General features: G+C 36.1%; 25 protein-coding genes. 12 read left to right on the forward strand and 13 right to left on the reverse strand.

Annotated features, from left to right (window positions below; all coding sequences use genetic code 11):
* The first annotated feature begins 51 nt into the window (after nt 1–51).
* The 4 genes from AC5YC8_RS02750 to AC5YC8_RS02765 all read left to right on the forward strand — a co-directional run bounded on the left by AC5YC8_RS02750 (nt 52) and on the right by AC5YC8_RS02765 (nt 3718).
* Nucleotides 52–513 (forward strand): DMT family transporter, encoded by a 462-nt coding sequence (locus AC5YC8_RS02750; protein WP_496163452.1) that lies wholly within the window; start codon nt 52–54, stop codon nt 511–513.
* Between the two features lie 87 nt (nt 514–600).
* Entirely contained in the window at nt 601–1905 is a 1305-nt protein-coding gene (locus AC5YC8_RS02755; RefSeq protein ID WP_496118405.1) for an MATE family efflux transporter, read from the forward strand.
* A gap of 158 nt (nt 1906–2063) precedes the next feature.
* A complete protein-coding gene (locus AC5YC8_RS02760; RefSeq protein ID WP_496163453.1) occupies nt 2064–3365 on the forward strand; it encodes an ABC1 kinase family protein in 1302 nt (433 codons plus the stop codon).
* 104 nt (nt 3366–3469) lie between these two features.
* Nucleotides 3470–3718: a type B 50S ribosomal protein L31 gene (locus AC5YC8_RS02765; RefSeq protein WP_496118383.1), complete on the forward strand. Its 249-nt coding sequence runs from the start codon at nt 3470–3472 to the stop codon at nt 3716–3718.
* Nucleotides 3719–3811: 93 nt separating this feature from the next.
* Here AC5YC8_RS02765 and crcB read toward each other — a convergent pair whose 3' ends face one another.
* Nucleotides 3812–4192 (reverse strand): fluoride efflux transporter CrcB, encoded by a 381-nt coding sequence (gene crcB / locus AC5YC8_RS02770; RefSeq protein WP_496163639.1) that lies wholly within the window; start codon nt 4190–4192, stop codon nt 3812–3814.
* Between the two features lie 157 nt (nt 4193–4349).
* Here crcB and AC5YC8_RS02775 point away from each other — a divergent pair, with 157 nt between their 5' ends.
* Nucleotides 4350–4682 carry a HopJ type III effector protein gene (locus tag AC5YC8_RS02775; protein WP_496118387.1) on the forward strand — a complete coding sequence of 111 codons (333 nt, stop codon included), beginning with the start codon at nt 4350–4352 and terminating at the stop codon, nt 4680–4682.
* A gap of 68 nt (nt 4683–4750) precedes the next feature.
* Here the strand turns inward: AC5YC8_RS02775 and AC5YC8_RS02780 are convergent, their stop codons facing one another.
* Both AC5YC8_RS02780 and AC5YC8_RS02785 read right to left on the reverse strand, forming a co-directional pair.
* The gene (locus AC5YC8_RS02780) at nt 4751–5281 is read right to left on the reverse strand and encodes a hypothetical protein (protein WP_496163640.1); all 531 of its coding nucleotides are present in this window, start codon (nt 5279–5281) and stop codon (nt 4751–4753) included.
* Nucleotides 5282–5474: 193 nt separating this feature from the next.
* Nucleotides 5475–5942 carry a Holliday junction resolvase-like protein gene (locus AC5YC8_RS02785; protein ID WP_496118389.1) on the reverse strand — a complete coding sequence of 156 codons (468 nt, stop codon included), beginning with the start codon at nt 5940–5942 and terminating at the stop codon, nt 5475–5477.
* Nucleotides 5943–6074: 132 nt separating this feature from the next.
* Here AC5YC8_RS02785 and AC5YC8_RS02790 point away from each other — a divergent pair, with 132 nt between their 5' ends.
* The 4 genes from AC5YC8_RS02790 (at nt 6075) to AC5YC8_RS02805 (ending at nt 10808) form a co-directional block, all read left to right on the forward strand.
* The gene (locus AC5YC8_RS02790; RefSeq protein WP_496118391.1) at nt 6075–6719 is read left to right on the forward strand and encodes a ParA family protein; all 645 of its coding nucleotides are present in this window, start codon (nt 6075–6077) and stop codon (nt 6717–6719) included.
* Nucleotides 6720–6847: 128 nt separating this feature from the next.
* Entirely contained in the window at nt 6848–7984 is a 1137-nt protein-coding gene (locus tag AC5YC8_RS02795) for an AI-2E family transporter (protein ID WP_496163454.1), read from the forward strand.
* A gap of 241 nt (nt 7985–8225) precedes the next feature.
* Complete coding sequence (yccS, locus tag AC5YC8_RS02800; RefSeq protein WP_496163455.1) at nt 8226–10376, forward strand: YccS family putative transporter; 2151 nt, start codon at nt 8226–8228, stop codon at nt 10374–10376.
* A 132-nt stretch (nt 10377–10508) separates the two neighbouring features.
* A complete protein-coding gene (locus AC5YC8_RS02805; protein ID WP_496117370.1) occupies nt 10509–10808 on the forward strand; it encodes a DUF3817 domain-containing protein in 300 nt (99 codons plus the stop codon).
* A 69-nt stretch (nt 10809–10877) separates the two neighbouring features.
* Here AC5YC8_RS02805 and craA read toward each other — a convergent pair whose 3' ends face one another.
* The 4 genes from craA to AC5YC8_RS02825 form a co-directional block, all read right to left on the reverse strand.
* Nucleotides 10878–12107 carry a chloramphenicol efflux MFS transporter CraA gene (gene craA, locus AC5YC8_RS02810; RefSeq protein ID WP_496163456.1) on the reverse strand — a complete coding sequence of 410 codons (1230 nt, stop codon included), beginning with the start codon at nt 12105–12107 and terminating at the stop codon, nt 10878–10880.
* Between the two features lie 246 nt (nt 12108–12353).
* Nucleotides 12354–13682, reverse strand: coding sequence for an AbiH family protein (locus AC5YC8_RS02815; protein WP_496163457.1), 1329 nt, complete (start codon nt 13680–13682; stop codon nt 12354–12356).
* Nucleotides 13683–13775: 93 nt separating this feature from the next.
* A complete protein-coding gene (locus tag AC5YC8_RS02820; RefSeq protein ID WP_496163641.1) occupies nt 13776–14144 on the reverse strand; it encodes a hypothetical protein in 369 nt (122 codons plus the stop codon).
* A 306-nt stretch (nt 14145–14450) separates the two neighbouring features.
* Complete coding sequence (locus tag AC5YC8_RS02825; protein WP_496163458.1) at nt 14451–15860, reverse strand: D-2-hydroxyglutarate dehydrogenase; 1410 nt, start codon at nt 15858–15860, stop codon at nt 14451–14453.
* Between the two features lie 364 nt (nt 15861–16224).
* Between AC5YC8_RS02825 and serA the strand changes: the two genes are divergently transcribed.
* From serA to AC5YC8_RS02840, 3 genes are all read left to right on the forward strand, one after another.
* On the forward strand, nt 16225–17457 hold the full coding sequence (gene serA / locus AC5YC8_RS02830; protein ID WP_496163459.1) for a phosphoglycerate dehydrogenase: 1233 nt from the start codon (nt 16225–16227) through the stop codon (nt 17455–17457).
* A gap of 104 nt (nt 17458–17561) precedes the next feature.
* The gene (locus AC5YC8_RS02835) at nt 17562–18440 is read left to right on the forward strand and encodes an EamA family transporter (protein WP_496163460.1); all 879 of its coding nucleotides are present in this window, start codon (nt 17562–17564) and stop codon (nt 18438–18440) included.
* Nucleotides 18441–18617: 177 nt separating this feature from the next.
* Nucleotides 18618–19484 (forward strand): EamA family transporter, encoded by an 867-nt coding sequence (locus AC5YC8_RS02840; protein WP_496163461.1) that lies wholly within the window; start codon nt 18618–18620, stop codon nt 19482–19484.
* A 37-nt stretch (nt 19485–19521) separates the two neighbouring features.
* On the opposite strand, the gene AC5YC8_RS02845 is transcribed toward AC5YC8_RS02840, so the two are convergent.
* The 6 genes from AC5YC8_RS02845 to rpsP form a co-directional block, all read right to left on the reverse strand.
* On the reverse strand, nt 19522–20292 hold the full coding sequence (locus AC5YC8_RS02845; RefSeq protein WP_496163462.1) for a sulfite exporter TauE/SafE family protein: 771 nt from the start codon (nt 20290–20292) through the stop codon (nt 19522–19524).
* A gap of 43 nt (nt 20293–20335) precedes the next feature.
* Nucleotides 20336–21241: a tRNA pseudouridine(55) synthase TruB gene (gene truB / locus AC5YC8_RS02850; RefSeq protein WP_496163463.1), complete on the reverse strand. Its 906-nt coding sequence runs from the start codon at nt 21239–21241 to the stop codon at nt 20336–20338.
* A 141-nt stretch (nt 21242–21382) separates the two neighbouring features.
* The gene (rplS, locus tag AC5YC8_RS02855; protein WP_496163464.1) at nt 21383–21757 is read right to left on the reverse strand and encodes a 50S ribosomal protein L19; all 375 of its coding nucleotides are present in this window, start codon (nt 21755–21757) and stop codon (nt 21383–21385) included.
* A 202-nt stretch (nt 21758–21959) separates the two neighbouring features.
* Nucleotides 21960–22706: a tRNA (guanosine(37)-N1)-methyltransferase TrmD gene (gene trmD / locus AC5YC8_RS02860; RefSeq protein WP_496163465.1), complete on the reverse strand. Its 747-nt coding sequence runs from the start codon at nt 22704–22706 to the stop codon at nt 21960–21962.
* Between the two features lie 27 nt (nt 22707–22733).
* Entirely contained in the window at nt 22734–23282 is a 549-nt protein-coding gene (gene rimM, locus AC5YC8_RS02865) for a ribosome maturation factor RimM (protein WP_496163466.1), read from the reverse strand.
* A 25-nt stretch (nt 23283–23307) separates the two neighbouring features.
* Nucleotides 23308–23565, reverse strand: coding sequence for a 30S ribosomal protein S16 (rpsP, locus tag AC5YC8_RS02870; protein WP_004826436.1), 258 nt, complete (start codon nt 23563–23565; stop codon nt 23308–23310).
* Nucleotides 23566–23670 lie beyond the last annotated feature (105 nt).

The following is a 23670-nucleotide window of genomic DNA, read 5'->3' on the forward strand; positions in this document are numbered from 1 at the left end:
TGGTATTTGCTTTAAACTGATGAAAATTACATAAAAAATAGACTGCTAAAAATGATGAAAATATCGAGTCAGCTTATTTTATTCCTTCCTCTTGCATTTGCTATTGGTATTGCTTTGACCTTTCAAACCGCAATTAATACTCAACTACGCGATTATGTACAAACTCCTTTACAAGCTGCCCTTTTCTCATTTTTGATTGGTACAATACTACTTTGCTTTTTAGTGTTTGTTGAAAATTCACCAAAACCAAATTTTAGCGATTTAATTGCTATGCCTTGGTATTTATGGATTGGTGGATGTTTAGGTGTTTATGCGATTAGTATGAGCCTCTTTACTGCACCTAAATTGGGTTTACTTACACTTTCAGGCTTAATTATTTTTGGTCAAATTATAACATCTATGATTTTTGATCATTTCGGTCTATTGGGTATTCATAAAACACCTATTAACTGGCAACGTTTCTTCGGTGGTATCGTGATTTTCATTGGTGTGCTTCTCACTTTACAACGCTAATTTTTAAGTACTAAGCACCAATTTAAGAGTTTTTTAGTGTCTAAAGTTACAAGTACAAGTTACGAGTTAAAACAATTATTTAAATTAATGATCCCCATTTTAATCACTCAATTTGCTCAAGCAGGTTTTGGTCTGATTGATACGATTATGGCTGGACATTTATCTGCCAATGACCTTGCGGCTATTGCCGTTGGTGTGGGCTTGTGGATTCCAATTATGCTACTTTTTAGTGGCATTATGATTGCAACTACACCTTTGGTTGCTGAAGCCCAAGGTGCACGTACGCCTGAAAAAATTGCAACCATTGCTCGTCAATCTTTATGGGTTGCACTTATTTTAGGAATTATTGCAGGTTTGATTTTACAAACGATGCCATTTTTACTTCCTTTATTTGGTGTTCCCGAAGCATTGCTTCCAAAAGCAAGTTTATTCTTACATGCCATTGGCTTAGGTATGCCCGCGGTCACCATGTATGGCGCATTACGTGGCTATTCAGAAGCCTTAGGTCATCCTCGTCCTGTCACTGTCATTAGTTTGGTTGCTCTTGTTGCTCTTATTCCACTGAATTTTGTTTTCATGTACGGACTTGGACCAATCCCTGAGTTAGGTTCTGCAGGTTGTGGTTTTGCCACCTCTATTTTGCAATGGCTCATGTTTATTACCTTAGCACTCTATATTTTAAAAGCACCTGCGTATCAAAAATCGCAACCTTTTGCCCTTTTTGAAAAAATTAATAAACATTGGGTTAAACGCATTTTGGCACTTGGCTTTCCTATTGGCTTAGCTATTTTCTTTGAGGTGAGTATTTTTAGCACCGCAGCGATTGTACTTAGCCCACTTGGTGAAGTGACTGTTGCAGCGCACCAAATTGCAATTTCAATTACCTCTCAACTCTTTATGATTCCAATGTCACTTGCCATTGCGCTGACTATTCGTATTGGAACTTATTATGGCGAAAAGAATATTTTTGCGATGCGTAAAGTCCAACTTGTAGGCTTAGCAACAGGAACAGTATTTGCTCTTATTTCAATGAGTTTACTTTGGTTCTTCCGAACTGAAATTGTATCGTTCTATACCAATGATTATGACGTGACCCAAATTGCGGTTTATCTCGTATTATTTGCAATTGCTTATCAACTTATGGATTCATGGCAGGTAAGTGCAGCAGGCTGTTTACGTGGCATGCAAGATACTAAAGGACCAATGTGGATTACTATGCTTGCCTATTGGATAATTGCCTTCCCTATTGGGATTTATCTTGCTCGCTTTACCCCTATGGGTGCAGCAGGTGTTTGGGTTGGTCTTATTGTTGGTTTAAGCATTGCCTGTGTACTTTTAATTTCACGTTTATACTTTAATAATAAACGTCTTTCCTTACGCTTTAACTCTTAAAGCCATATCAAATTTAAGCCGACCAACGTGTCGGCTTTTTTATGTTTTCTACTAAAAATTCATAAACTATCCATCATCTTAACAAAATACAGTAGGCAATTTACTATTCAAGACTTATTATCAGAGGCAGAGAAAAAAGATGATCTTGAGGAACATCAATGGCTAAATCGGCAAGTACCCCGGGTCGTCGCTTTATGAAACTTGCGAGTATGACAGCAAGTATTGCGACAAAAACCGTTTCCAATTCCATTAAAAACTTAACAGCCGATGAAGATAAAAAAAATGCTTCACGTAGCCAAATGTTCCAAGAAATTGGCTTACAAATTGCCGACACCTTAGGTGAAATGAAAGGTGCGGTGATGAAAGTTGGGCAAATCGCTTCTCAATATAAAGATATATTCCCACCTGAAGTTGCTAAAGCAATCTCAAAACTACAGCGCCAAGCCCCTGCTATGCCTTTTGCAGAAATCAAAAAGCAAATTGAAAAAGAATTAGGCAAACCACTCAATCAAATTTTTAAACATGTCGATGAAATACCATTTGCAGCTGCATCTATTGGACAGGTGCATAAAGCGACTTTACCTAGTGGTGAACAAGTGGTCGTCAAAGTTCAGTATCCTGGGGTGGATGAAGCTTGTGAAAGTGACTTAAAACAAGTGCGCTTAGCTCTTCGTCTTATGGGTGTTTTAAAAATTGATCGTAAACTTCAAGATCAACTTTTTAAAGAAATTCAAGAAAGTTTAGATAATGAACTTAACTATCAAATTGAAGCCCAAAACTTAGAAATTGCACGCACCTTCCATGCAGCACTTGATAGCAAAATCATTATTCCACGTGTCTTTTCTGAATATTCATCTCGCCATATTTTAACTTTAAGTTTAGAACAAGGTGAAAGCATTGAAACTGCAAGTACATGGCCACAAGAAACACGCAATAAGTTAGGTCGTCGTTTATTTAAAGCCATTGGACAAGAAATTTTCTATTTAAAACGATTCCACTGCGACCCTCACCCTGGCAACTTTGCATTCCGTGAAGATGGTTATGTCATCATTTACGATTATGGCGGTGTAAAAACGCTTCCAAATGATATTGTTATCACATTTAAAAACTTAATAAATGCAGCTCGTGAACACAATATTCCTGAACTTGAACAACGCTTAGATGAACTAAATTCTTTAACAGAGCAAAGTAAGTTCCCACAAGAACTCTATGAAGAATGGTTAGAAGTGCTCATGCGCCCTCTTATAACCAACTATGATTTTGCTGAAAACACAGCGCATCATGATGGTGTAGAACTCGTCAAACGCTCTTTAAAATACTGGGATGTATTCAAACCTTCGCCAGATACACTAATGGTGAATCGAACTGTTTCAGGTCAATATTGGAATTTAATTCACTTGAAAGTGAAAGATAATTTAACCGATTTATTTGATGAACTAGTACCACCACGCAACTCTTAATTTCCTCTATAAGTCCTTTTTTACAATCTGTAAAAAAGGATCACTTTACATCATTATTGTTATGTTATAACATTTCCACTATATCTTTAAATGAAAATAATTCTATGCGCCCGAATATCCATCCAGAATATAGAGATGTACTTTTTCACGACACCAATGCCAATGCTTTTTTTGTGATTGGAAGTACTTTACAAACAAGCCAAACCAAAGAGTACGAAGGCAAAACTTACCCATACGTTACATTGGATATTTCAAGTGCATCTCACCCGTTCTATACAGGTGAACAACGTCAAACTTCAAATGAAGGACGTGTGGCAAGCTTCAATAAACGCTTTGCCCGTTTCAAACGATAACAAGTTGTTCAGATAATTTTAAGAAAATAGCGTTATTTTTAAATAACCCCAAAGCCTAAGACTCCAGATCTTAGGCTTTTTTAATTTTTTGAATTATTTACTTTGTAAAATAAATTGAAAAATGTAAAAACCAATCGCTAATACAACCACACCCAAAATAATACTACTGAACATATAAGCGAAAGCTAATGCAATTTGATCTTGCTTAATCAACTGAAAAGTCTCTAAACCAAAACTTGAGAATGTCGTAAATCCACCCAAAATGCCTACCATTAAAAGTAAGCGCGCTTCATTTTGTAAAATAACAAACTTCTGACTACATGCAAAAAAAACACCTGCAAGAAAACAGCCTAACAAATTGACGAGCCATGTTGTCCACGGGAATAAACCTGTCGGCTTTAAAAACCACACACCTACGCCATAGCGAAAAGTTGCACCAACTGCCCCACCAAGCGCGACCAATAACCAATTCATATTCCATCCGACTTGTATTTCACATGATGTATTAAAAACAATCATTTATCTTTTGCATTTATTTATAGCACTAAAACTCAATTTGAATGATTAAATTTGATGAAAAAATTGTTATAGTCGACAAGGTTTTTACGATTTTTAAAGGACAAAGAGAATCATGGCTCAAGAACTATTGGCTCAACTTGAAGCAGGCACTGCAAAATTTTCTGACGTAATTGCATTTATTGAAGCACGCTTTACGCACACAGCAACTGCTTTTAAAAATGGTGCTCAAGCCAATGCTGCAACTGAAAACCAAGGCAGCGCGAAAGTATTTTCTTTTGCCCAACTAAACGATCTAGATCAAGCTCAAACTTTAAGTTTATTTGCAGAACACTACGCCTCTGTACTTGCAACACCTGAAGCAATAGATCATCAAAATATCCGCCAATTCATGATTCATGGCTGGGATGGTATTAGCTTTGAAGGTAATGCGTTAACAGCAAAATAATTAAAATATAGTCATCAAAAAACCGCTTATTTAAAGCGGTTTTTTGATGACATACTTAAATCTAAACATTAAACTTTTTCAATCCACTGAATTGAACTGACACGAAAAACCTCACAAGCACCGTCACCCGTATCTGTTGGGCTAAGCGATGATGTCCATACTAAATCTTTATCTTTAATTTCGACTAACTCACCCTTTAAACGAACTAAATCACCTCGTTTAACAAGTTTAATTTCCTTTGCAATTTCAGGATTAGCTGGAATGATGTGCATATTCGACACCATTTGTACTGCTAACTCTTTTGGAACGGGCACTTTATCCATTTTCCAATTTAAAAAGCGGTCGTATTGTCTTACATAAATTTGGCTTGCAATTTCAGGCTGTGCAAACAACCCCCAACTTACGGCATAATCAATGGGAGAAAATTTTGCTTGCTCATCATCTGTATAAATTTTTGAACCCAAAATTCGAAAATCACCTTTAAAATCTTTTAATGGCGCAATCGATTGCGTACTTTCTACAGGATCTAAACCTTTGGCGATGTTATATGCCGTAGATGCATGTGTTGTCACTTGTAGCATTGAACCCACAAATAACATACTCAACCATAAACGTTTCATTATAAGCACCTCACCAATTTCAATTATTTTAACAACACCACATGAACTTATTTAAGCTGTTCATTTTACTGTCTTTAACTTTATATCACTTTTATCTTAAACCTAGTTTAAGATAAAAATTTATATTTTTCGTAACAATACTCATCTATTTAGAGTTTTATGTGGAGTATTTCTAGTGATCAAAATCTATGCGAATAGTTTCAAAACGAACTCGCCCCTCTTTAATGGCTTGTTCAATTGCTTGTTGTCCCTTCGTTAATCTTGCTCCGCCACTTTTAATATCAATAAGGACAACTTCTATATCTTCGGCATAACCATCGCCATCTCTGAAATCTGTATATCCATCAAAAACAACATAATCGACAGGATCACCAAGAAATTTTGCATCACTCGGTAAATATTGAAACTCTGGCATAATGGGTGCTAGTTGTTCTGCCATTTTTCCTTTGAGTACAGCACGACTTGTATTCACACTACGTTTTTGTGCATGTATTAACGCTTGTTTATGCTCTAGCTCTAGCTCCGCAATATATTGCTCATATTCTGCTTTAATACGACCATTTCTAGAACCACTTAAAATAAGTGTTGTAAGCACAATTCCAATACATGCACCAATTAACATTGCCATCCAAATGGACATTATCTTTTCCTAGTTTTTTAATAATCAAATGAATAAGACTGTATATAACTTTTGTGTTGTGTGATATTTCTACCAATAAACAATGATATGCTAGCTGTAAGCAGAATTATATCTTTCTTTATCAGTCGAATCATGAAAACAATACTCGTTGCAAATCAAAAAGGCGGTTGTGGAAAAACACTTACAGCGATTAGTTTAGCTTCGGCTTTAGCACAAAAAGGATACCGCGTTGTGCTAGCCGATGCAGACAATCAAAAATCTGCACGTCAATGGCTTAAACAACGGCCTCAAACTGCAGCACCTATTACAAGCCTCGATTGGCGATATGAAAAATCTATGGGTGATATTCCTAAAAATATTGAATATTTAATTATTGATGCACCAGGCGCACTTTCAGGTGAGCATGCAGAGCAACTTGTGAGTGAAGCTCATGCCATTATTACTCCTCTACAACCCTCTTTCTTTGATATTGATAGTACACGTCGTTTCTTAAAACACTTACAAGACATTAAGCGTATTCGCAAAGGAAAAGTTAAAATTCTTCTGCTTGCAAACCGAGTAAAGCCAAATGGTATGAACTCAAAAGAAATGCAAGATTTCTTTGCTAAAGTTGAACAGGCGCCTATTTCTTGGATTTCAGAACGTGCCGCTTATGGTCAATTGGCTATGCAAGGTTTAAGTATTTTTGATAAAACACAAAAGAACTTTGTAGAAATTCAAAAACAATGGCAGCCTGTTTTACAAGCAATTATTGAAGATCCGAGTGAGTGGTTCTAACCCCAAGTAAAACAGCTTCATAGTATTCAGGCATAGGTCATAAAAGTTATTCATCATTACTTTTTCAGCATGCATTTGCGGAAGATTTATTTTGAGTTAATATGGCTTATGAATTAAGGAATAACTCAGTGAATTCAGTACAAAAACATGCTCCAACAATACAAAAAATATTGTTATTTGGTCTTTTTTTCATTCTCCTTTATTTAGGCTTTGATGTTCTAAAATACTTTATTGTACCTGTACTTTGGGCTGCCATTATTGCTTACATGACATGGCCCTTATATCAAAGAATTCTAAATTTCTGTGGAAAAAATAAACCAACTTTAAGCGCAACCATCATGATTATTTTGGTGGTACTGGTTATTGGTATTCCTGTTATTTGTGCAATTTTCCTATTACAACATGAAGGACGAAATTTATATCTATCCCTTCAAAGACAAGTATTTTCAGGTCATTTAAGCGTACCTGACTTTGTACGAGAACTTCCTTTAATTGGCAAAGAAGTCACACGAACACTGAATGATATTAATCAAGATCCTAATAGCATCATTAAAAATATTTCAGCATGGATTCAAGGTCATCTAAATTACGGAAAAGTTGTACTCAATGAAGTTAGTAAAAACATTTTCAAACTGTGCTTTTCTGTAATGTCTTTATTCTTTTTCTATAGAGATGGTCCAACCATTCTAAACCAAGTCCGTCAAGCATTTGAAAAAGTTGTTGGTCCTCAAATTCATCACTATATTTCAACTATTTCAGACACAACTCGTGCCGTTGTTTATGGCGTAGGTTTAACTGCTGTTGCTCAAGCGCTTTTGGCTGGCGTAAGTTACTTTGTTGCAGGTGTACCTAACCCTATGGTACTTACCATTGTTACCTTCTTATTTGCACTTATTCCCTTTGGCCCTCCTGTTGCTTATACCTCTGTTTCTTTATGGTTATTCTCTCAAGGACATGCTATAGAAGCTGTTGGCGTTATGGCATGGGGCGTTTGTGTAGTAAGTACTGCCGATAATGTAATTCGTCCATTGGTTATTTCAGGTGCAACACAAATTCCATTCTTACTTATTATGTTTGGCGTATTAGGTGGCTTAGCAAGTTTTGGAATGGTTGGTTTATTTATTGGGCCTGTCATACTTGCAGTACTTTTAGCTATTTGGCGTGAATGGTTACATGAAGCGCAACCAGAACCTATCCTTATGCCTAAAGGAACTTTGGCTTATGACTTAGATGATGAACCTACGAAAAATGAAGAAAAAAAATAACTAAATAAATATCTATAAAAAAGGGGTGATTTAAATCGCTCCTTTTTTATTTATACCTTTATTCTAGCCTTTCACATTGTGCATACATGGCAAACTTTCTACAGCAAATGTGGATAACTTTTAGTTTATGAACACCATCAAATACTTTAAATATATAAAATTTCGCTGTGTTTAAATTGACAGTGAACCAAAAAAAGTTCAGTGTAAAATTCATCCTAAAAACTAGTTTAAATTATAAAAAGTGAATAGTTTCAGCCTGTGGTTTCAGTCATTTAAATCTAATGCCATTTTAATATATTGCTTACAAATTTTTATTGTCTTAACAGGTACAACTTTAGGTTTGTATTATTTAGGCGCTCAAGAACTAATTGTACCCACCACTTTAGGTGCTATAGCAACTGCCCTCACCGACTTTGATGATCGCTTAAGTATTAGATTACGTAATTTAGTTTATGTCTGTATTTTATTTTTTGGTGTAAGTAGCATTCTTGATTTTTTGCATGAATATAAATTTTTATTCATTTTATATTTATCACTTTCTAGTGCAGGTTTAATTTTACTTGGTGCTTTAGGTCAGCGTTATGCAGCCATTTCATTTGGTACTATTTTACTTTCAATTTACACCATGTTTGGCTTAGACGAATACACCGAATGGTACTTTCAACCATTCTGCTTTGTGGCGGGTGCATTGTGGTATGGCTTTACTGCTATTTTATTTTACCTCATTAAACCAACCCTTGCTGTACAAGATAACTTAAGCCAAAACTTCGAAAAAATAGCAGATTTACTCTATGCAAAAGCTAAGCTGTTTGACCCAGACAATACCGAAAATGTCGAACAACTCTTGTATGATCTTTCACTTAAAAATAGTGAAGTTGTTCTTGCGCTCAATAAAACCAAAGCATCTTTACTTACCCGTTTAAAAGCCTCTAGAGCAAATCAAAATACCATTTACTGGCTCAATTTATATTTTCTTGCACAAGATATTCACGAACAAGCAAGTTCCAACTATTTGCATTATGAACATCTTCATCAAAACTTCAGTCGTACCGATTTAATCTATCGAATTCAAAAGAATATTCGTTTACATGCTCGTAGTTGCCAAGAATTAGCTCAAGCCATTTTAAATAATAAAAACTATGAAGCGAGCCAAGAACGAATTTTGGCATTGAGTTATTTAAAAAGCTCCATGCAGGATTGGATTAGGGAAAATCCGTACAATTTAGAAGTTAAAAATTTACAGCTTATTTTAAGTAATTTAGAAAAATTCCTAGCTCGATTTCAAAATCTAAAAGAACTACAAAAACAAAGTTCAGTACAGGCGCAGCAACATCTTAAAAACTTCGATTTATTAGATGATGATATTCACGGTGCTGAAGATTTATGGCTAAAATTAAAACAACATTTAACACCTCAATCTGCATTATTTAGACACGCAGTACGCATTGCCTTTGTATTTGCAGTGGGATACTCCATTTCCTTGTTACCCTTTGCAAAAAATGGATATTGGATTTTATTAACCAGTTTATTCGTTTGCCAAATGCGTTACTTTGCCACCAAAAGCCGCTTAAAAATGCGAACTTTAGGCACGCTTTTAGGTGTACTTATTGGTATACCAATTTTATATTTTGTACCGAGTATTGAAGGTCAATTACTTCTCACTATTATTTTTGGCGTGTGTTTTTTCTATTTGAGTGCAAAAAAATATGCCATGGCAACACTTATGGCAACGCTCATGGTTTTGCTTATTTTTAATTTAAAAGGCGCAGGATATGCCATTATTTTACCGCGTATTATAGACACCCTGCTTGGCTGTTTTATTGCATGGTTTGCAGTGAGTACTATTTGGCCCGACTGGGATTTCCGCAACATTTCAACCACAATGAAAAAAAGCACCAAAGCAACTTTGGACTATTTCCATGCAGTCGTTTTGCAGTATCAATTTGGAAAAAATAATAGTTTTGATTATCGGCTTGCACGGCGCTCCGCGCACAATACTCAAATTGAACTTTCAAATATGATTTCAAGTTTAAGTACAGAACCCAATCCTAATCCAGAGCTCATTCACCATGCCTTTCGCTATTTGGTTTATAGCCACAGCCAACTCAGCTATATATCTGCTTTAGGAAGTCACAGAGAATACGTAAATGAACCTCATGTATTAGCGCTCATGCAATGGACACAACATACTTTAGACAATGTTCTTATTCAGCAACAGACACTTTCATTGACTGACATTGAACAAAAGCTTGAGGAAATTAAACAACTCAATGCAGAAGCGCACTTATCGGAACATTTATTATTAGTACTCAAGCAAATGAGTCTATTACTAGAAACCTTGCCTGAATTATTAAAACTGCAAAATAAATTGCTCGAACTAGATATTAAGTAAAGATTCAATTTTCAAATAAAAAGGGAATGATATTTCCCTTGAACTATTTTTCAGTTTTGTTCGATCTATCGTTCAACTTTTCAACTTTATGCACTACACTGCCTGTTCATTCTCATTTTAAATATAGTGACCATGAATATTAAAACCTTACGATGTGTTGGTTTCTTAGAAGCTATTTCCTTCTTACTTTTACTTTTTATTGCAATGCCTGTGAAATACCTAATGGATAATCCTATTTTGGTAAAATACGTTGGCATGGGGCATGGGCTATTATTTATCGCTTTTCTTGCAGTATTGTTTATTGTGTGTGAAAAGCAAAAATGGTCTATTAAGATGTTTGTTTTAGGTTTAATTGCATCTATTTTGCCATTTGGTCCTTTTGTTTTTGATAGAAAATTGAGAAAACTAGAGCATCCAGAACGCTATTCTTAATATAAAAGCTTTAAAAAAAACCTCAAAATGTGGAGGTTTTTTTTGATGTAAAAATGCAATATTGATGATTTAAAACTGACCTTTTTCAACACGTTCTTGCATGACTTTTTTCAAATGTAACCGCGGCAAAGTAAACCAAAATACTATAAATGCTAAACAAATTAAGCTATACGCCCAAATATGAAAACTTTCATATAACACACGCCCAAGTTCTAAGAATATAAAGAAACTCAGCATCATTAATACAGAAACTGCTGCTGCAACTGTTCCTTTAGATACTTCAGATGACATGAGTGCAAAACGGTAAAGTACAGAGAAACTAATGCCTTCACCAAAGCTAATGAGCGTCATTCCTAAAATTAAGCTATGAATAAAGTATTCTTGCCAAATGGCACCAAGCACTAAAATAATTGCACCTGTCAGCATGAGTGGTAAGCCCATGAGCACCGTTTGTCCTAAAGCATATTTATCTATAATTTTAAGTAAAACTAAGTTACCTACAATTAAACCGCCCAATACAGGAAATTGTGCAAGTCCGTATTGCATACTGCTTAAGCCCATGTATTCCACAAGCATGACAGGTGATAGTGCAATCCATAACATAAGTGGCATGCTCACGAGTGGCAAAGCCAAGGTAAGCGCAACAAACCGCTTGTTTTTAAAGACTTGTTTAAAGTCATCTAATATATAGCTTAATGGTTTTTTTGTTCTGCTGACTTTCACATCGGGCATTTTGGCTTTTAAACCAAACCAACTGATAAGTGCAATAACGGCAATGCCTATAAAGCCCCAATGCCAAGACACATGATCAATCATAAATGCGCCAAGTACAGGTCCTAACAATGGCGCAAGTAATGATACGTTTGCCATAAGTGCCATGACTTTAATGGCATCGCGTTCATCGAAGGTTTCTTGAATGGCAGCATAACCTACGGCGGCAATAACAGATAAACCAAAACCTTGTAAAAAACGCAGTGCTAAAAAGCTTTCGATATTGGTTGTAAGTAAAATAAGTAAGCATGTGAGTACAAAAAATAGTACGCCACCCAATAGGACTTTTTTACGTCCTAAGCGATCTGAAAGTGGTCCAAGTAGCCATGCAACAAATGCCCCACCCAATAGGTAAAATGACATAGAAGATGGTGCCCACGCGCTGCTTACGCCAAAGTCTTTGGTAATGGCAAGCATGGCAGGTTGGACTAAATCGTTACCGATATAGACGGAAAATTCAAAAAGTACCAACGCCAACGGAAACATAAAGGTGGCACGGTTAAGTTTTACGGTTTGTATATTTTGCATTTATTTCTACGTGTGGGGACAACTTTGCCTAAACCACTTTTATTTTAGGGAAATGAAGTTTCTACCCAATGACATGCATTGAGTTTTAACTTTGAAATTTGTATGGAGTTAAGTTTGTTTAGAAGTACATCGTATTCACGAGATGTGTTTTCTTTGGTTTTGCTGTGAGATTTTTGCTCATGCCAATACACCTTGGGATGAGTAGGTGTATTATAGCAGAGCGATGATTTTTTGTCTTTATGCTGTTCAAGGCTTCGGTAAATCTACAGGCGTAATATTATTTAATTTTGCAATATCAGGGTTAGGCTCAAACTTAAGCCAACCTTTTTTCATCCATTTTTCAACTTTCTCTTTAGTCAAAATACCAATTAAGTTTGCCAATAAATCAAACTTAGCTTGTATATCAAAATAAAAAATTTGAACTCTAACATTACAATCTCTAGGTTCATTAAATGAAAATATTTCCTTTATATAGTTCTCATCAGATCTGTCTAATGAGTGTCCCCAAATATAAATATTAGTTTGATACTCTCTACCTATTGTAGAAAAATAATCTTTATCATCAAGATTTTGTGTCTTTGACATCCAGAAATTTAAATTAGCTTTAAATGGTGCACTCTCACTTAAAAACTGATATTCAGTATCATTTAAAAGCTTTTGATGATACTTAGTAAATCCATAAGTTTTATAATTTTTCAAAAATTGTTCGCTTAAATCAGAAACACCTAAAACAATGTTTTTTTTCTCATTTTCACCGTGTATATATTTAACTATCCCCCTTGGAGTATTATATTTTTTCACTAAAGTTACGGTATAGTTAAATGTATATATTAGATCTAAAAATAAGACATTTTCAGGAGTAAAGTTTATTTCTAAGTTATCAATTACAGTCATTAAAAAATCAGAAAATATTGTCTTTAGGTCTAAAAGATTAGCCATCAAAAAACTAATTATTTTTTGACAGTCTAACGTAATATCACCCTTAAATTCATCTAGAAAATTATCTTTAATTTTATAGATATTATAAATTTCTTCATTATGTTCAGATTCTATTTCAATAATACCCAGTGACTTTAAAACTAACCGTTCTCTTTCTTTAAAACATAAATAATTATTACTATTTTGACCATTCAATCCCACAATAATCTTATTTACAATACCCAAATTATCTTTTAGCTCATGATATCTATCAAAAAAAATTTCAACTGTTGATAATGCTTCATAAATTTTTAATTCAAAATCAATCCACGTCTTAACTTCTCTCACATAATCAGAAAAATACTGATACCAAACATTTTCTTTTAATTGTGCCTGTAGATTTTGTATTTTATCGACAGAAATTTTAATTTCTTCAGTTTTATACATTGCCTTTGTATGTTGAAAAAAACTATTCTGCCATTCTTCTGTTTCATTATTTTTATGCCAATAATCCTTTATAAATAGATCATCAAAGCCCATATCACCTTTAGCAATATCCCAATTTTCTATCGCATCCATTGCAATCATAAAATGGTCATACTTGGTCGGCAAATAATGCGACAAATCAAAACCATTCCCGACAATTAAAATATTCATTGTTCTTATATTTCCCCAAATAAAAAAGCGTATCAATAGATACGCTTTTATGAGGTATAAAACCTTAAAAATCAATCATATTTTAGACTAACATTACGAGCAAAGTGCTGTTTGGAAAGCTTTCGTATTCTTACCACGTACACATTTATACGCTTCTTTCTTATCTACCTGCTTCCAAACATTATCTTGCAATTTAAAACTATAAATAGTACGAATCGCACTCACAGAATCATCCATTAAACCTGCTTGTAACACCATCACTTGCGCCACATTTGGAGATTCCACACGGTTAAATACCTGACGAATTTCAACCATATTCAACTCATTTTTTAAATTAGGTTGAGCCTTTAAAACTTGCTCAAGTGGCGTATGTGAAGTCCCTACTTTAGACACAAAATCCTTCGTAGTCGCACAGCCAGCCAAAAGCCCCACACACGTTGCCATTACGAATAACTTTTTCATCATTTTTTAATACTCAATATAAAAAAGGCATAACACCAATGATGCTATGCCTTTTACAGTTACACGATAGTTAGTCTGTAACAACATAATCTATCTAACTTTTCAAAACATTTAAAAACTTACTTCAAAGAATACTTACATATTCATGAAATTCCCTCTCCTCTTAGGAGAGGGTTAGGGAGAGGTCTATCTATAAAACCTACACCCTCTTGCGAAATACATGCTTCAATTCATAGAAAGAAGAAACATATTTCACCGTATTCAATATTCATTAAAAATCACATTTAAAAACTATAAATGTCATGATTAAAGATCAAATAATTTACCAGGATTCATAATACCGTTCGGGTCAAAAACTTGTTTCAACGCTTTCATGTATTCAATTTCTTCTGCTGTACGCGTGTACTCTAAGTATGGCTTTTTCGTCATACCAACACCATGTTCCGCAGAAATAGAACCATCATATTTCTTCACAGTATCAAACACATACTTATTCACGACCTGACATTTTGCAAAGAATTCGTCTTTGCTTAAATCGGCAGGTTTTAAAATATTTAAGTGCAAGTTACCGTCACCAATATGACCGAACCAGCAAATTTCAAAGTCTGGATAGTTTTCAGACACGATTGCATCAATTTCTTTAATAAATGCAGGAACGTGAGTAATTAATACAGAAATATCATTTTTGTATGGTGTAAATGGTGCAATAGATTCTGAAATATCTTCACGTAAACGCCATAAGCTTTCCACTTGGTCTAAGCTTTGGCTCATCACACCATCAAGCACCCAACCTTGTTCCATGCAATGCTCAAAAATTTCCATTGAAGCATCCATAATTGGTTCATACGGCGCTTCAAATTCTAGCAATACATAAAATGGACATTCTGTTTCAAACGGACGTTGAACATGACCATGATCAAGTACTTTTTGCATTGCAAGCTCACCAAAGAACTCAAATGCAGTTAAGTCAATTTTCTTTTGGAATGCGTGTAGCACAGGCATAATTGCATCAAAATCTGGAACGCCCAATACCATTACTTGTAAATCGTGTGGCTGACGTTCAAGTTTAATTTCAGCTTCTGTTACTAAACCTAAAGTACCTTCACCACCAATAAATAAGTGCTGAAGCGCATAACCTGTTGCGTTTTTAATCATGCCTTTGTTTAAACGAAGGATGTCACCTTTACCCGTAACAACGGTTAAACCTAGAACCCAGTTACGCGTCATACCGTATTTAATAACTTTAATACCGCCAGCATTTGTACCAATGTTACCGCCAATTTGCGATGAACCCGCAGATGCAAAATCTACTGGGTAGTACATGCCCTGTTCTTCTGCATAGTTTTGAAGTTGTTCAGTCACCACACCTGCTTGAACTCGAACCATACGATCTGCTGGGAAGAATTCAAGAATTTGGTTCATTTTGTCCATGCTCACGACAATTTCACCATTGGCAGCAACAGCACCCGCAGATAAACCTGTACGACCACCGCTTGGGGTAACAGCAACATTAAATTGGTTCGCAAGTTTTACAATTTCTTGAACTTGTTCAGTGGTGGATGGAAAAACGATAACCGATGGATTTGGATCGAAGTGCTTAGTATGGTCACGTCCCCAATTTTCGAGGCTATCTGCATCTGTTTTAATGCGGTTTTCACCCACAATTGCAGTTAATTGGGTCAATAACTCTGGGGTTAAAGCGACTGGAGCGTTCATCGTTTTCAGACCTTGCAAGAAGTAAACAAGTTATTTTTGAAGCCTTAATATGCTGATTTTAGAACATTATTTATCATGTTCTATTGCACATTTTTTAAAGCCATTCGTGCTTATAAAACCAACATTTTTGCAACGTGGCTTTTACACGAGGCAGTATTATATGCCATTTTTACAAAAACCCGCAGAAAATCGTATTTTAAGAATGTCGCCTTTGAAATTACACAGTTAGTTAGACCAATTTCGACAAACCTTGTCACATATTTTAGAAAAATACCTACTCCCAAAGCCATAAAGGAAATGTATATCACCCAATTTCCTATGCTATTATATCGCCACTAAATTTGGCCTTTGTAGCGGAGCCGTAATGAGCCAACATCTTTCTTTGCCTAAAGATAAAATTCGTTTCTTGTTGTTAGAAGGCGTTCATCAAAACGCAATCGACACTTTAAATGCTGCTGGATACACCAATATCGATTACCGTAAAACTGCGCTTGAGGGTGAAGCGTTGAAAGAAGCGGTTAAAGATGCTCACTTCATTGGTATTCGTTCCCGTACTCAATTAACTGAAGAAGTTTTCGAAGCTGCGAACAAGCTTATTGCTGTTGGTTGTTTCTGTATTGGTACAAACCAAGTGAATTTAGATGCAGCAATGCGTCGTGGTATTCCTGTATTTAACGCACCGTATTCAAACACTCGTTCAGTTGCTGAACTTGTTCTTGCTGAAGCAATTCTCCTTCTTCGCCGTGTACCTGAAAAATCTACAGACACACATGCTGGCGGTTGGAACAAATCTGCTGTAGGTTCGTATGAAACACGCGGTAAAACATTAGGTATCGTTGGTTACGGCTCTATTGGTTCTCAACTTTCTGTACTTGCAGAAAGCTTGGGTATGAAAGTGATTTATTTCGATACAGTGACTAAATTACCTTTAGGTAATGCACGTCAGGTTGGTAGCCTAGATGAGCTATTAGCAAATGCTGATGTTGTATCACTACATGTTCCTGATGTTCCGTCTACACGTAACTTCATGACTAAAGAAAAATTTGCACAAATGAAAGAAGGTGCAATCTTCATCAATGCGGCACGTGGTACATGTGTTGTAATTGAAGACTTGGCTGATTCGCTTAAAGCTGGTCACCTTGCGGGTGCTGCTGTTGACGTATTCCCTAAAGAACCTAAAGCGAACGGTGAAGAATTTGTTTCTCCTCTTCGTAACATTCCAAACGTGATTTTAACACCTCACGTTGGTGGTTCTACAATCGAAGCGCAAGCAAACATTGGTTTAGAAGTTGGCGAGAAATTCGTTGCTTACTCAGATAAAGGTATGACTTTATCTGCTGTAAACTTCCCTGAAATTGCACTTCCATTGACTGAAGGTAAGCATCGTTTACTTCACATTCATAAGAATATTCCAGGCGTTCTTTCTAAAATTAACAACTTGTTTGCTGAACACGGCATTAACATCTCAGGTCAATCTTTAATGACTAAAGGTGACGTTGGTTACTTAGTCATGGACGTAGATGCAACTGCATCTCAAGAAGCGCTTGATACACTTCACGAAGTTGAAGGTACAATTCGCGTACGTGTATTGTTCTAATATTCGGTTATATTGAAGACCACAGCATTCGTGCTGTGGTTTTTTATTGCTTAATAAAAGCTTTTCATTCTTCGCTACAAATGAAAACTCTACGAATTTAGTTCATGTCCAATTTAAAAAATGCACCACACATCCAAGCTTTGTTTTTATTACTCATTGCCATGATTAGTATGCAAAGTAGTGGTGCTCTTGCCAAATATCTGTTTGCACAATTTCCTGCTTTAACTATTTCTGCCATGCGTTTGCTACTCGGCTCATTAATTTTGGCACTTATTTTTCAAGCTTGGAAAATCAATTTCAAGAAAGTGAAATGGTCTGCTGTGATCGGTTATGGTATTGCTCTTGCAGGCATGAATGCTCTATTTTATTTATCCATTCAAAGACTCCCCCTAGGTATTGCTGTTTCCTTTGAATTTATTGGACCTTTAAGTGTTGCACTTTATTATGCAAGACAAAAGTTCGATTTCATTTGGGTTGGACTTGCCATTATTGGCTTAGTATTGTTATTTCCCTTTCAGCAAGCTGCACAAAGTCTAGATTTAGTTGGAATTGCTTTTGCTTTGGGTGCTGGAGCTTGTTGGGCACTATATATTGTCGCAGGACAAAAACCATCTGGCATTTCGGGTAATCATACTGTTTGCTTAGGCATGTTTATTGGCATGTTGTGTTTAATGCCTATTGCCCTTATTTCAGGCATGTCAGTCAATGTTTTTGAGCCTTCAAATTTAATATATTTTATTATTCTTGCCACACTTGCAAGTGCATTACCTTTTACTTTGGAAATGATTGCTCTTAGAAACTTAACAGCATTAAGTTTTGGTACATTAATGAGTATTGAACCTGCTATTGCTGCCTTTTCTGGCTTTATTTTCTTAGGTGAACAGCTTGCATGGAATCAATGGCTCGCTTTAGCCACCATTATTACCGCATCTATTGGTTGTACCTACACAACGCAGCAAGCAAAGAAAAAATCTAAAATTTGAATTTAAAATATTTTGAATTCAAATTTTTCCTCAGTAAACAATAAATAATATTATTTAAATTTAAAGCTTTGAATTTACATTTTGGCAATATTTCCAACATCAAACAATACATAGAATTGCTATACTCAACGCTCAACCTCAAGACCTATACCGCCTTAGGTATAGTGATATTTAAAAATGCCAAAGTCACAACTTCTTGCTGTTTTATTCATGGTTTTATCCATGATTTCGTATCAAATTAGTGCTTCATTTGCCAAACAGCTTTTTAGTGTTTTGGATCCACTTTCTGTCACTATTTTACGCTTATGCTTTGCAGCAATTATTATCTGCATCATGTTCCGCTCTTGGCATATTTTAAAGCGTTTATCATTTTTAAAATGGCGAGATTTGTTGTGCTATAGCGCAGCTTTATGCTGTATGAATGTTTTATTTTATATGTCCTTAGGTAAACTTCCTCAGGGAATTGCCGTTGGCTTAGAGTTTATTGGTCCTTTAGGTTTAGCATTGCTTTCAATTAAGCAACGTAGTGATTTAGTTTGGGTATTACTTGCAATAGCTGGTATTGCACTTATGGTGCCATGGGGACAAGCACATAGCGATAATTTTTCTATTTTTGGTGCTGTTTGTGCTCTTGCCGCTGGACTATGTTGGGCATTTTATATTTACTTTGGTCAAAAAGTGGTACACCAGAATATTGGCATGCATGCCCTCACAATTGCCATTACCCTTTCTGCAATTAGTTTATTGCCAATAGGCTTATATAACAACGCATCAGCATTACTCGATACTCAATATTGGGGCAAAGCATTGGCTATTGCCATTTTAGCCACAGCCATTCCTTACGCTTTAGATTTACAAGCTTTAAAGCGCTTGAACAAACTTAGCTACGGAACATTATCTAGCCTATCACCTGCGCTTGCAGCATTAGCAGGGCTATTTTTACTAGGTGAAAAAATTGGCTTTTTACAATGGATTGCACTTGCATGTGTCATGTTAGCTTCTATTGGCGTAACACTAAGATCAGGAAGTAAAGCAGCCACTTAAATAAAAATAAAAGGGATGTAAAAACATCCCTTTTATTTTAAGCTGTGAAAAATGTTTGATAACCCAGCCGAACAATTAATATCGAAACCAATATCAAAAATAAGATTCGAATAAAGCCACTACCATATTTTAGTGCCATTTTTACGCCCACTAATGAACCGCAAACATTGGCAACAGCCATCATTAATCCCATTGCAAAAAGTACATGACCTGTGGGAATAAAAAAACTTAGGGCTGCAAAATTTGTCATAAAGTTTGCAATTTTTGACAATGCCGAAGCATGTAAAAAATCGACTTGTAAAAACCGAATAAAAAAGAAAATGAAAAAACTACCCGTTCCCGGTCCAAAAATACCATCATAAAAACCAATAACTAAACTACCAATAGCTGCCAATATTAAAAGCTTAGGTGTAAGTTCTTGGCTCACATGTACTTGACCAAATTCCTTTTTAGTAAAAGTATAAATCGCAATGACAATCAACATGACCAATACAAATGGTCTTAATACTTCTTTTGGAATCATGGAAACACTTGCAGCACCTGCAAAAGAGCTAACAAAAGCACAAAGCCCAATAACAGCAAGTAACTTCCAACGTAATTTAACTTTTTTTAAAAAACTATAAGCTGCCGATGCCGTACCACAAATGGATGCTAATTTATTGGTACCAAAAACAGTTGCAGGGCTTAGCTGCGGCATTGCACCCATAATAGCGGGAATTTGAATCAGCCCACCGCCACCAACAGCAGCATCAATTGCTCCTGCACAAAAAGCAAAAAAAATTAAGCTGAGAATAATCTCAATTTCCACGGGTCTCTTCCTTTTTTGCTTTTTATCAAATGTTAAAACTGTATTACAAGTTTAATACTCTTTTCGGCACCAATCTCTTCTTATCGGTAATTTCGGCTAAACCTAAACATTTATCGCCATCAAACACCACCACTTGCTCTTCAGCCTTATGATCGATATTACTTTCCATGCCTCGGCTAAAATATTCAGCACGCCCTTCAGGTACTTGAATCTTTGGAAAGTGATCAATAGGTGCATAAACTGGAAGTAATAAAGCTTCACGCTCCATTTCAGTTAAGCTTTCCAAGTATTCTATGGTGTAATTTGGAATAAGCTCAAATGCCCCTGTTTGAATACGATGCAGATAGGTTAAATGTCCGTATGTATTTAAAGCTTGAGCAATATCTTCACCTAATACACGAATATATGTGCCTTTAGAACAGGTAATATCCAAAGTAATACTTTCATTTGTAAAAGACAGTAATTCAATAGCAAAAATATGTATTGGACGTGCCTCACGTTCTATTTCAATACCTTGACGCGCTAATTCATATAAAGGACGCCCATCTTTTTTTAAAGCAGAATACATTGGTGGAACTTGAGTAATATCCCCTACAAATTTTTCCAATACATCTTTAATTTTAATTTCGGTTAACTCTGGCACTTCTTTTTCTAAGAAAACTTCACCTTCTACATCTCCAGTTGTTGTGCTATTCCCTAACTGAATCGTTGTTTGGTAGCGCTTAACTGAGTCTAATAAATAATGTGAAAACTTCGTTGCCTCTCCCAAACAAATAGGCAAAAGTCCAGAAGCAAGAGGATCTAAAGCTCCTGTATGCCCCGCCTTTTGTGCGCGGAACAACCAACGCACTTTCTGTAATGCACCATTAGAACTAATGCCCAAAGGCTTATTTAAAAGAAATACACCACTAATATGACGACGCTGGATTTTAGGAGACGATTTTTTCATATAAAAATTAGGTTATTTATGAGCTACGTCATGGTAACAATCTGCAGGTATTGTTATCAATGTTCGTTCAGCATATTTAAAATTTAAGCACAAAAAAATGCGCCCAAAGGCGCATTTTTCGAACTCGTGTAAAACTTTAAATTAAGCTTTAACTTTACGAGCTGGTAATTTTTCACGGATACGTGCTGCTTTACCAGACAATTCGCGTAGGTAGTAAAGTTTAGCGCGACGAACATCACCACGACGTTTAACTTCAACCTTAGCTACGATTGGAGAATGTGTTTGGAAAACACGTTCAACACCAACACCGCTAGAAATTTTACGTACTGTAAACGCAGAGTTTAAACCACGATTTTTCTTCGCAATTACAACACCTTCAAAAGCCTGAAGACGCTCACGGTCGCCCTCTTTAACTTTTACAGAAACAATAACTGTATCACCTGGTGCAAATGCAGGAAGATCAGTTCTTAATTGTGCGTTTTCAACAGCTTGTACTAAAGGATGCTTACCGCTCATGGGGTATCTCCAATATGTGCGAGTCAGAAGAGGTCTGAACATCGCTGGGTATAGAGGCTAAAGCGCATACACCCGATTATCTTTCTCTTTATGCTTGACCACTTCAATGCATAAAGAGCCTATTAAAGAATACTTAATCAAAACAATTAAGTATTAATCCAAAACAAAGCTTTGAATTTTTTTGCAAATTAAATCATAAAAATTACGATTTATTTTGCGAATCTTTTAGCCATTTTTTTTGCTGCTTGGTCAATTCTACTTGTTCCACCAACTCTGGGCGGCGTTCAAGTGTTCGCTGATATCGCTGCAAAAACCGCCATTTTTCAATATTTGCATGATGCCCAGATTTTAACACCTCAGGCACATCCAAACCTTCAAAATGATCTGGCTTGGTATATTGTGGGCAGTCTAGAAGACCATCCACAAAGGAGTCTTGAATGTGTGATTGCTCATCAGACATTGCATTCGGAAGTCTCCGAATAATACTGTCTAATAAAACCATCGCAGGAAGCTCTCCGCCAGATAATACGTAATCTCCAATTGACCATTCCTGATCAACATATTGTTGGATCAAACGCTCATCGACACCTTCATAACGTCCACACAGTACAATTAATCCATCATATTCGACAAATTGCTGTACCGCAGGTTCGTTTAGGGTTTTTCCTTGTGGTGACATATACACCACTGGAACTCGAACCGCTCCTGCTTGCATTGCAAGCTCTTTGGCATGTTTGATTGCTTGAGACAAAGGCTCAGCCATCATTACCATACCAGGGCCGCCACCAAATGGACGTTCATCCACTCTTTTGTAGTTGCCCTCAGCATAATCACGAGGATTAATACAAGTGACTTGTACTATTTCGCGCTTTGCTGCACGCCCGCTAATTCCGTAGGCTGTAATCGCTTCAAACATTTCAGGAAAAAGCGTAATGACTGCAAAAAACATCGCAGACTCCCTTATTTCCAAAAAATATTAGTAATCTACGCCCCAATTCACGTAAATACGACCAGCTTCTAAATCAACGCGCTGTACTACATCTTTATGCCATGGAATCATACGCTCTTCAGCATCAACGCTATCTGGTGTTGCGTGAACCACCATGACATCGTTAGCACCTGTTTCAAACATTTCATGGATTTTACCAAGATTTACTTCTTGTTCTTCTTCACCAAGACCTAACACTGTTAGACCTTTTAAATCAGACCAATAAAACTCATCCATTCCAGGTTTTGGAAGTTGCGCTTTAGAAATCCATACATTTACGCCAACTAAGCCATCAGCAGCAGTGCGATCGCTCACACCTTTTAAACTAACAACTAAGCCTTTGCCATGAGGTTTCCAGCGTTTTACATCTACTGTTTGCCAACCTTCCTTAGTCTCAATGTACCAAGGAAGATAGTCAAAGATGTTGCTCATAGGTTCTGTATTGGAATAAACCCAGAGCCACCCATTTAATCCATATGCTGAACGTAGCTGTCCAATCTGTATACGATCTTCTGGAACATTCTGTGTTGGTGTCATGGGCTATCTACTACTTAATTTGAAATTATGCAGCAGCTGCAGCTTTCTTAGCTTGAGCAGCTAAAGAAGCAACACGTTCAGAAGGTTGAGCACCTTGTGAAACCCAATGAGCAAAACGGTCAGCATCTAAACGAAGTTTTTCTGCTTTACCTTGAGCTGTAGGGTTGAAGAAGCCAATACGTTCGATGAAACGACCGTCACGTGCATTACGGCTATCAGTCACAATGATTTGATAGAACGGACGTTTTTTAGCACCACCGCGTGCAAGACGAATAACAACCATGATAGAACCTTATAGTTTTTACGGATTATCTGTGTATCGACCATCGATACATTTCAAACCCCTTTCATAGAGGGCAGTATTTTACTTGAAATTCTAAGAAAGTGA

The organism is Acinetobacter sp. FY731 (genome assembly GCF_059515905.1).

Coding starts and splice junctions, on each gene's coding strand:
- AC5YC8_RS02750 (WP_496163452.1), top strand. CDS start 52: ATGATGAAAATATCGAGTCAGCTTATTTTATTCCTTCCTCTTGCATTT.
- AC5YC8_RS02755 (WP_496118405.1), top strand. CDS start 601: ATGATCCCCATTTTAATCACTCAATTTGCTCAAGCAGGTTTTGGTCTG.
- AC5YC8_RS02760 (WP_496163453.1), top strand. CDS start 2,064: ATGGCTAAATCGGCAAGTACCCCGGGTCGTCGCTTTATGAAACTTGCG.
- AC5YC8_RS02765 (WP_496118383.1), top strand. CDS start 3,470: ATGCGCCCGAATATCCATCCAGAATATAGAGATGTACTTTTTCACGAC.
- crcB (WP_496163639.1), bottom strand. CDS start 4,192: ATGAATTGGTTATTGGTCGCGCTTGGTGGGGCAGTTGGTGCAACTTTT.
- AC5YC8_RS02775 (WP_496118387.1), top strand. CDS start 4,350: ATGGCTCAAGAACTATTGGCTCAACTTGAAGCAGGCACTGCAAAATTT.
- AC5YC8_RS02780 (WP_496163640.1), bottom strand. CDS start 5,281: ATGTTATTTGTGGGTTCAATGCTACAAGTGACAACACATGCATCTACG.
- AC5YC8_RS02785 (WP_496118389.1), bottom strand. CDS start 5,942: ATGTCCATTTGGATGGCAATGTTAATTGGTGCATGTATTGGAATTGTG.
- AC5YC8_RS02790 (WP_496118391.1), top strand. CDS start 6,075: ATGAAAACAATACTCGTTGCAAATCAAAAAGGCGGTTGTGGAAAAACA.
- AC5YC8_RS02805 (WP_496117370.1), top strand. CDS start 10,509: ATGAATATTAAAACCTTACGATGTGTTGGTTTCTTAGAAGCTATTTCC.
- craA (WP_496163456.1), bottom strand. CDS start 12,107: ATGCAAAATATACAAACCGTAAAACTTAACCGTGCCACCTTTATGTTT.
- AC5YC8_RS02815 (WP_496163457.1), bottom strand. CDS start 13,682: ATGAATATTTTAATTGTCGGGAATGGTTTTGATTTGTCGCATTATTTG.
- AC5YC8_RS02820 (WP_496163641.1), bottom strand. CDS start 14,144: ATGAAAAAGTTATTCGTAATGGCAACGTGTGTGGGGCTTTTGGCTGGC.
- AC5YC8_RS02825 (WP_496163458.1), bottom strand. CDS start 15,860: ATGAACGCTCCAGTCGCTTTAACCCCAGAGTTATTGACCCAATTAACT.
- serA (WP_496163459.1), top strand. CDS start 16,225: ATGAGCCAACATCTTTCTTTGCCTAAAGATAAAATTCGTTTCTTGTTG.
- AC5YC8_RS02835 (WP_496163460.1), top strand. CDS start 17,562: ATGTCCAATTTAAAAAATGCACCACACATCCAAGCTTTGTTTTTATTA.
- AC5YC8_RS02840 (WP_496163461.1), top strand. CDS start 18,618: ATGCCAAAGTCACAACTTCTTGCTGTTTTATTCATGGTTTTATCCATG.
- truB (WP_496163463.1), bottom strand. CDS start 21,241: ATGAAAAAATCGTCTCCTAAAATCCAGCGTCGTCATATTAGTGGTGTA.
- rplS (WP_496163464.1), bottom strand. CDS start 21,757: ATGAGCGGTAAGCATCCTTTAGTACAAGCTGTTGAAAACGCACAATTA.
- trmD (WP_496163465.1), bottom strand. CDS start 22,706: ATGTTTTTTGCAGTCATTACGCTTTTTCCTGAAATGTTTGAAGCGATT.
- rimM (WP_496163466.1), bottom strand. CDS start 23,282: ATGACACCAACACAGAATGTTCCAGAAGATCGTATACAGATTGGACAG.
- rpsP (WP_004826436.1), bottom strand. CDS start 23,565: ATGGTTGTTATTCGTCTTGCACGCGGTGGTGCTAAAAAACGTCCGTTC.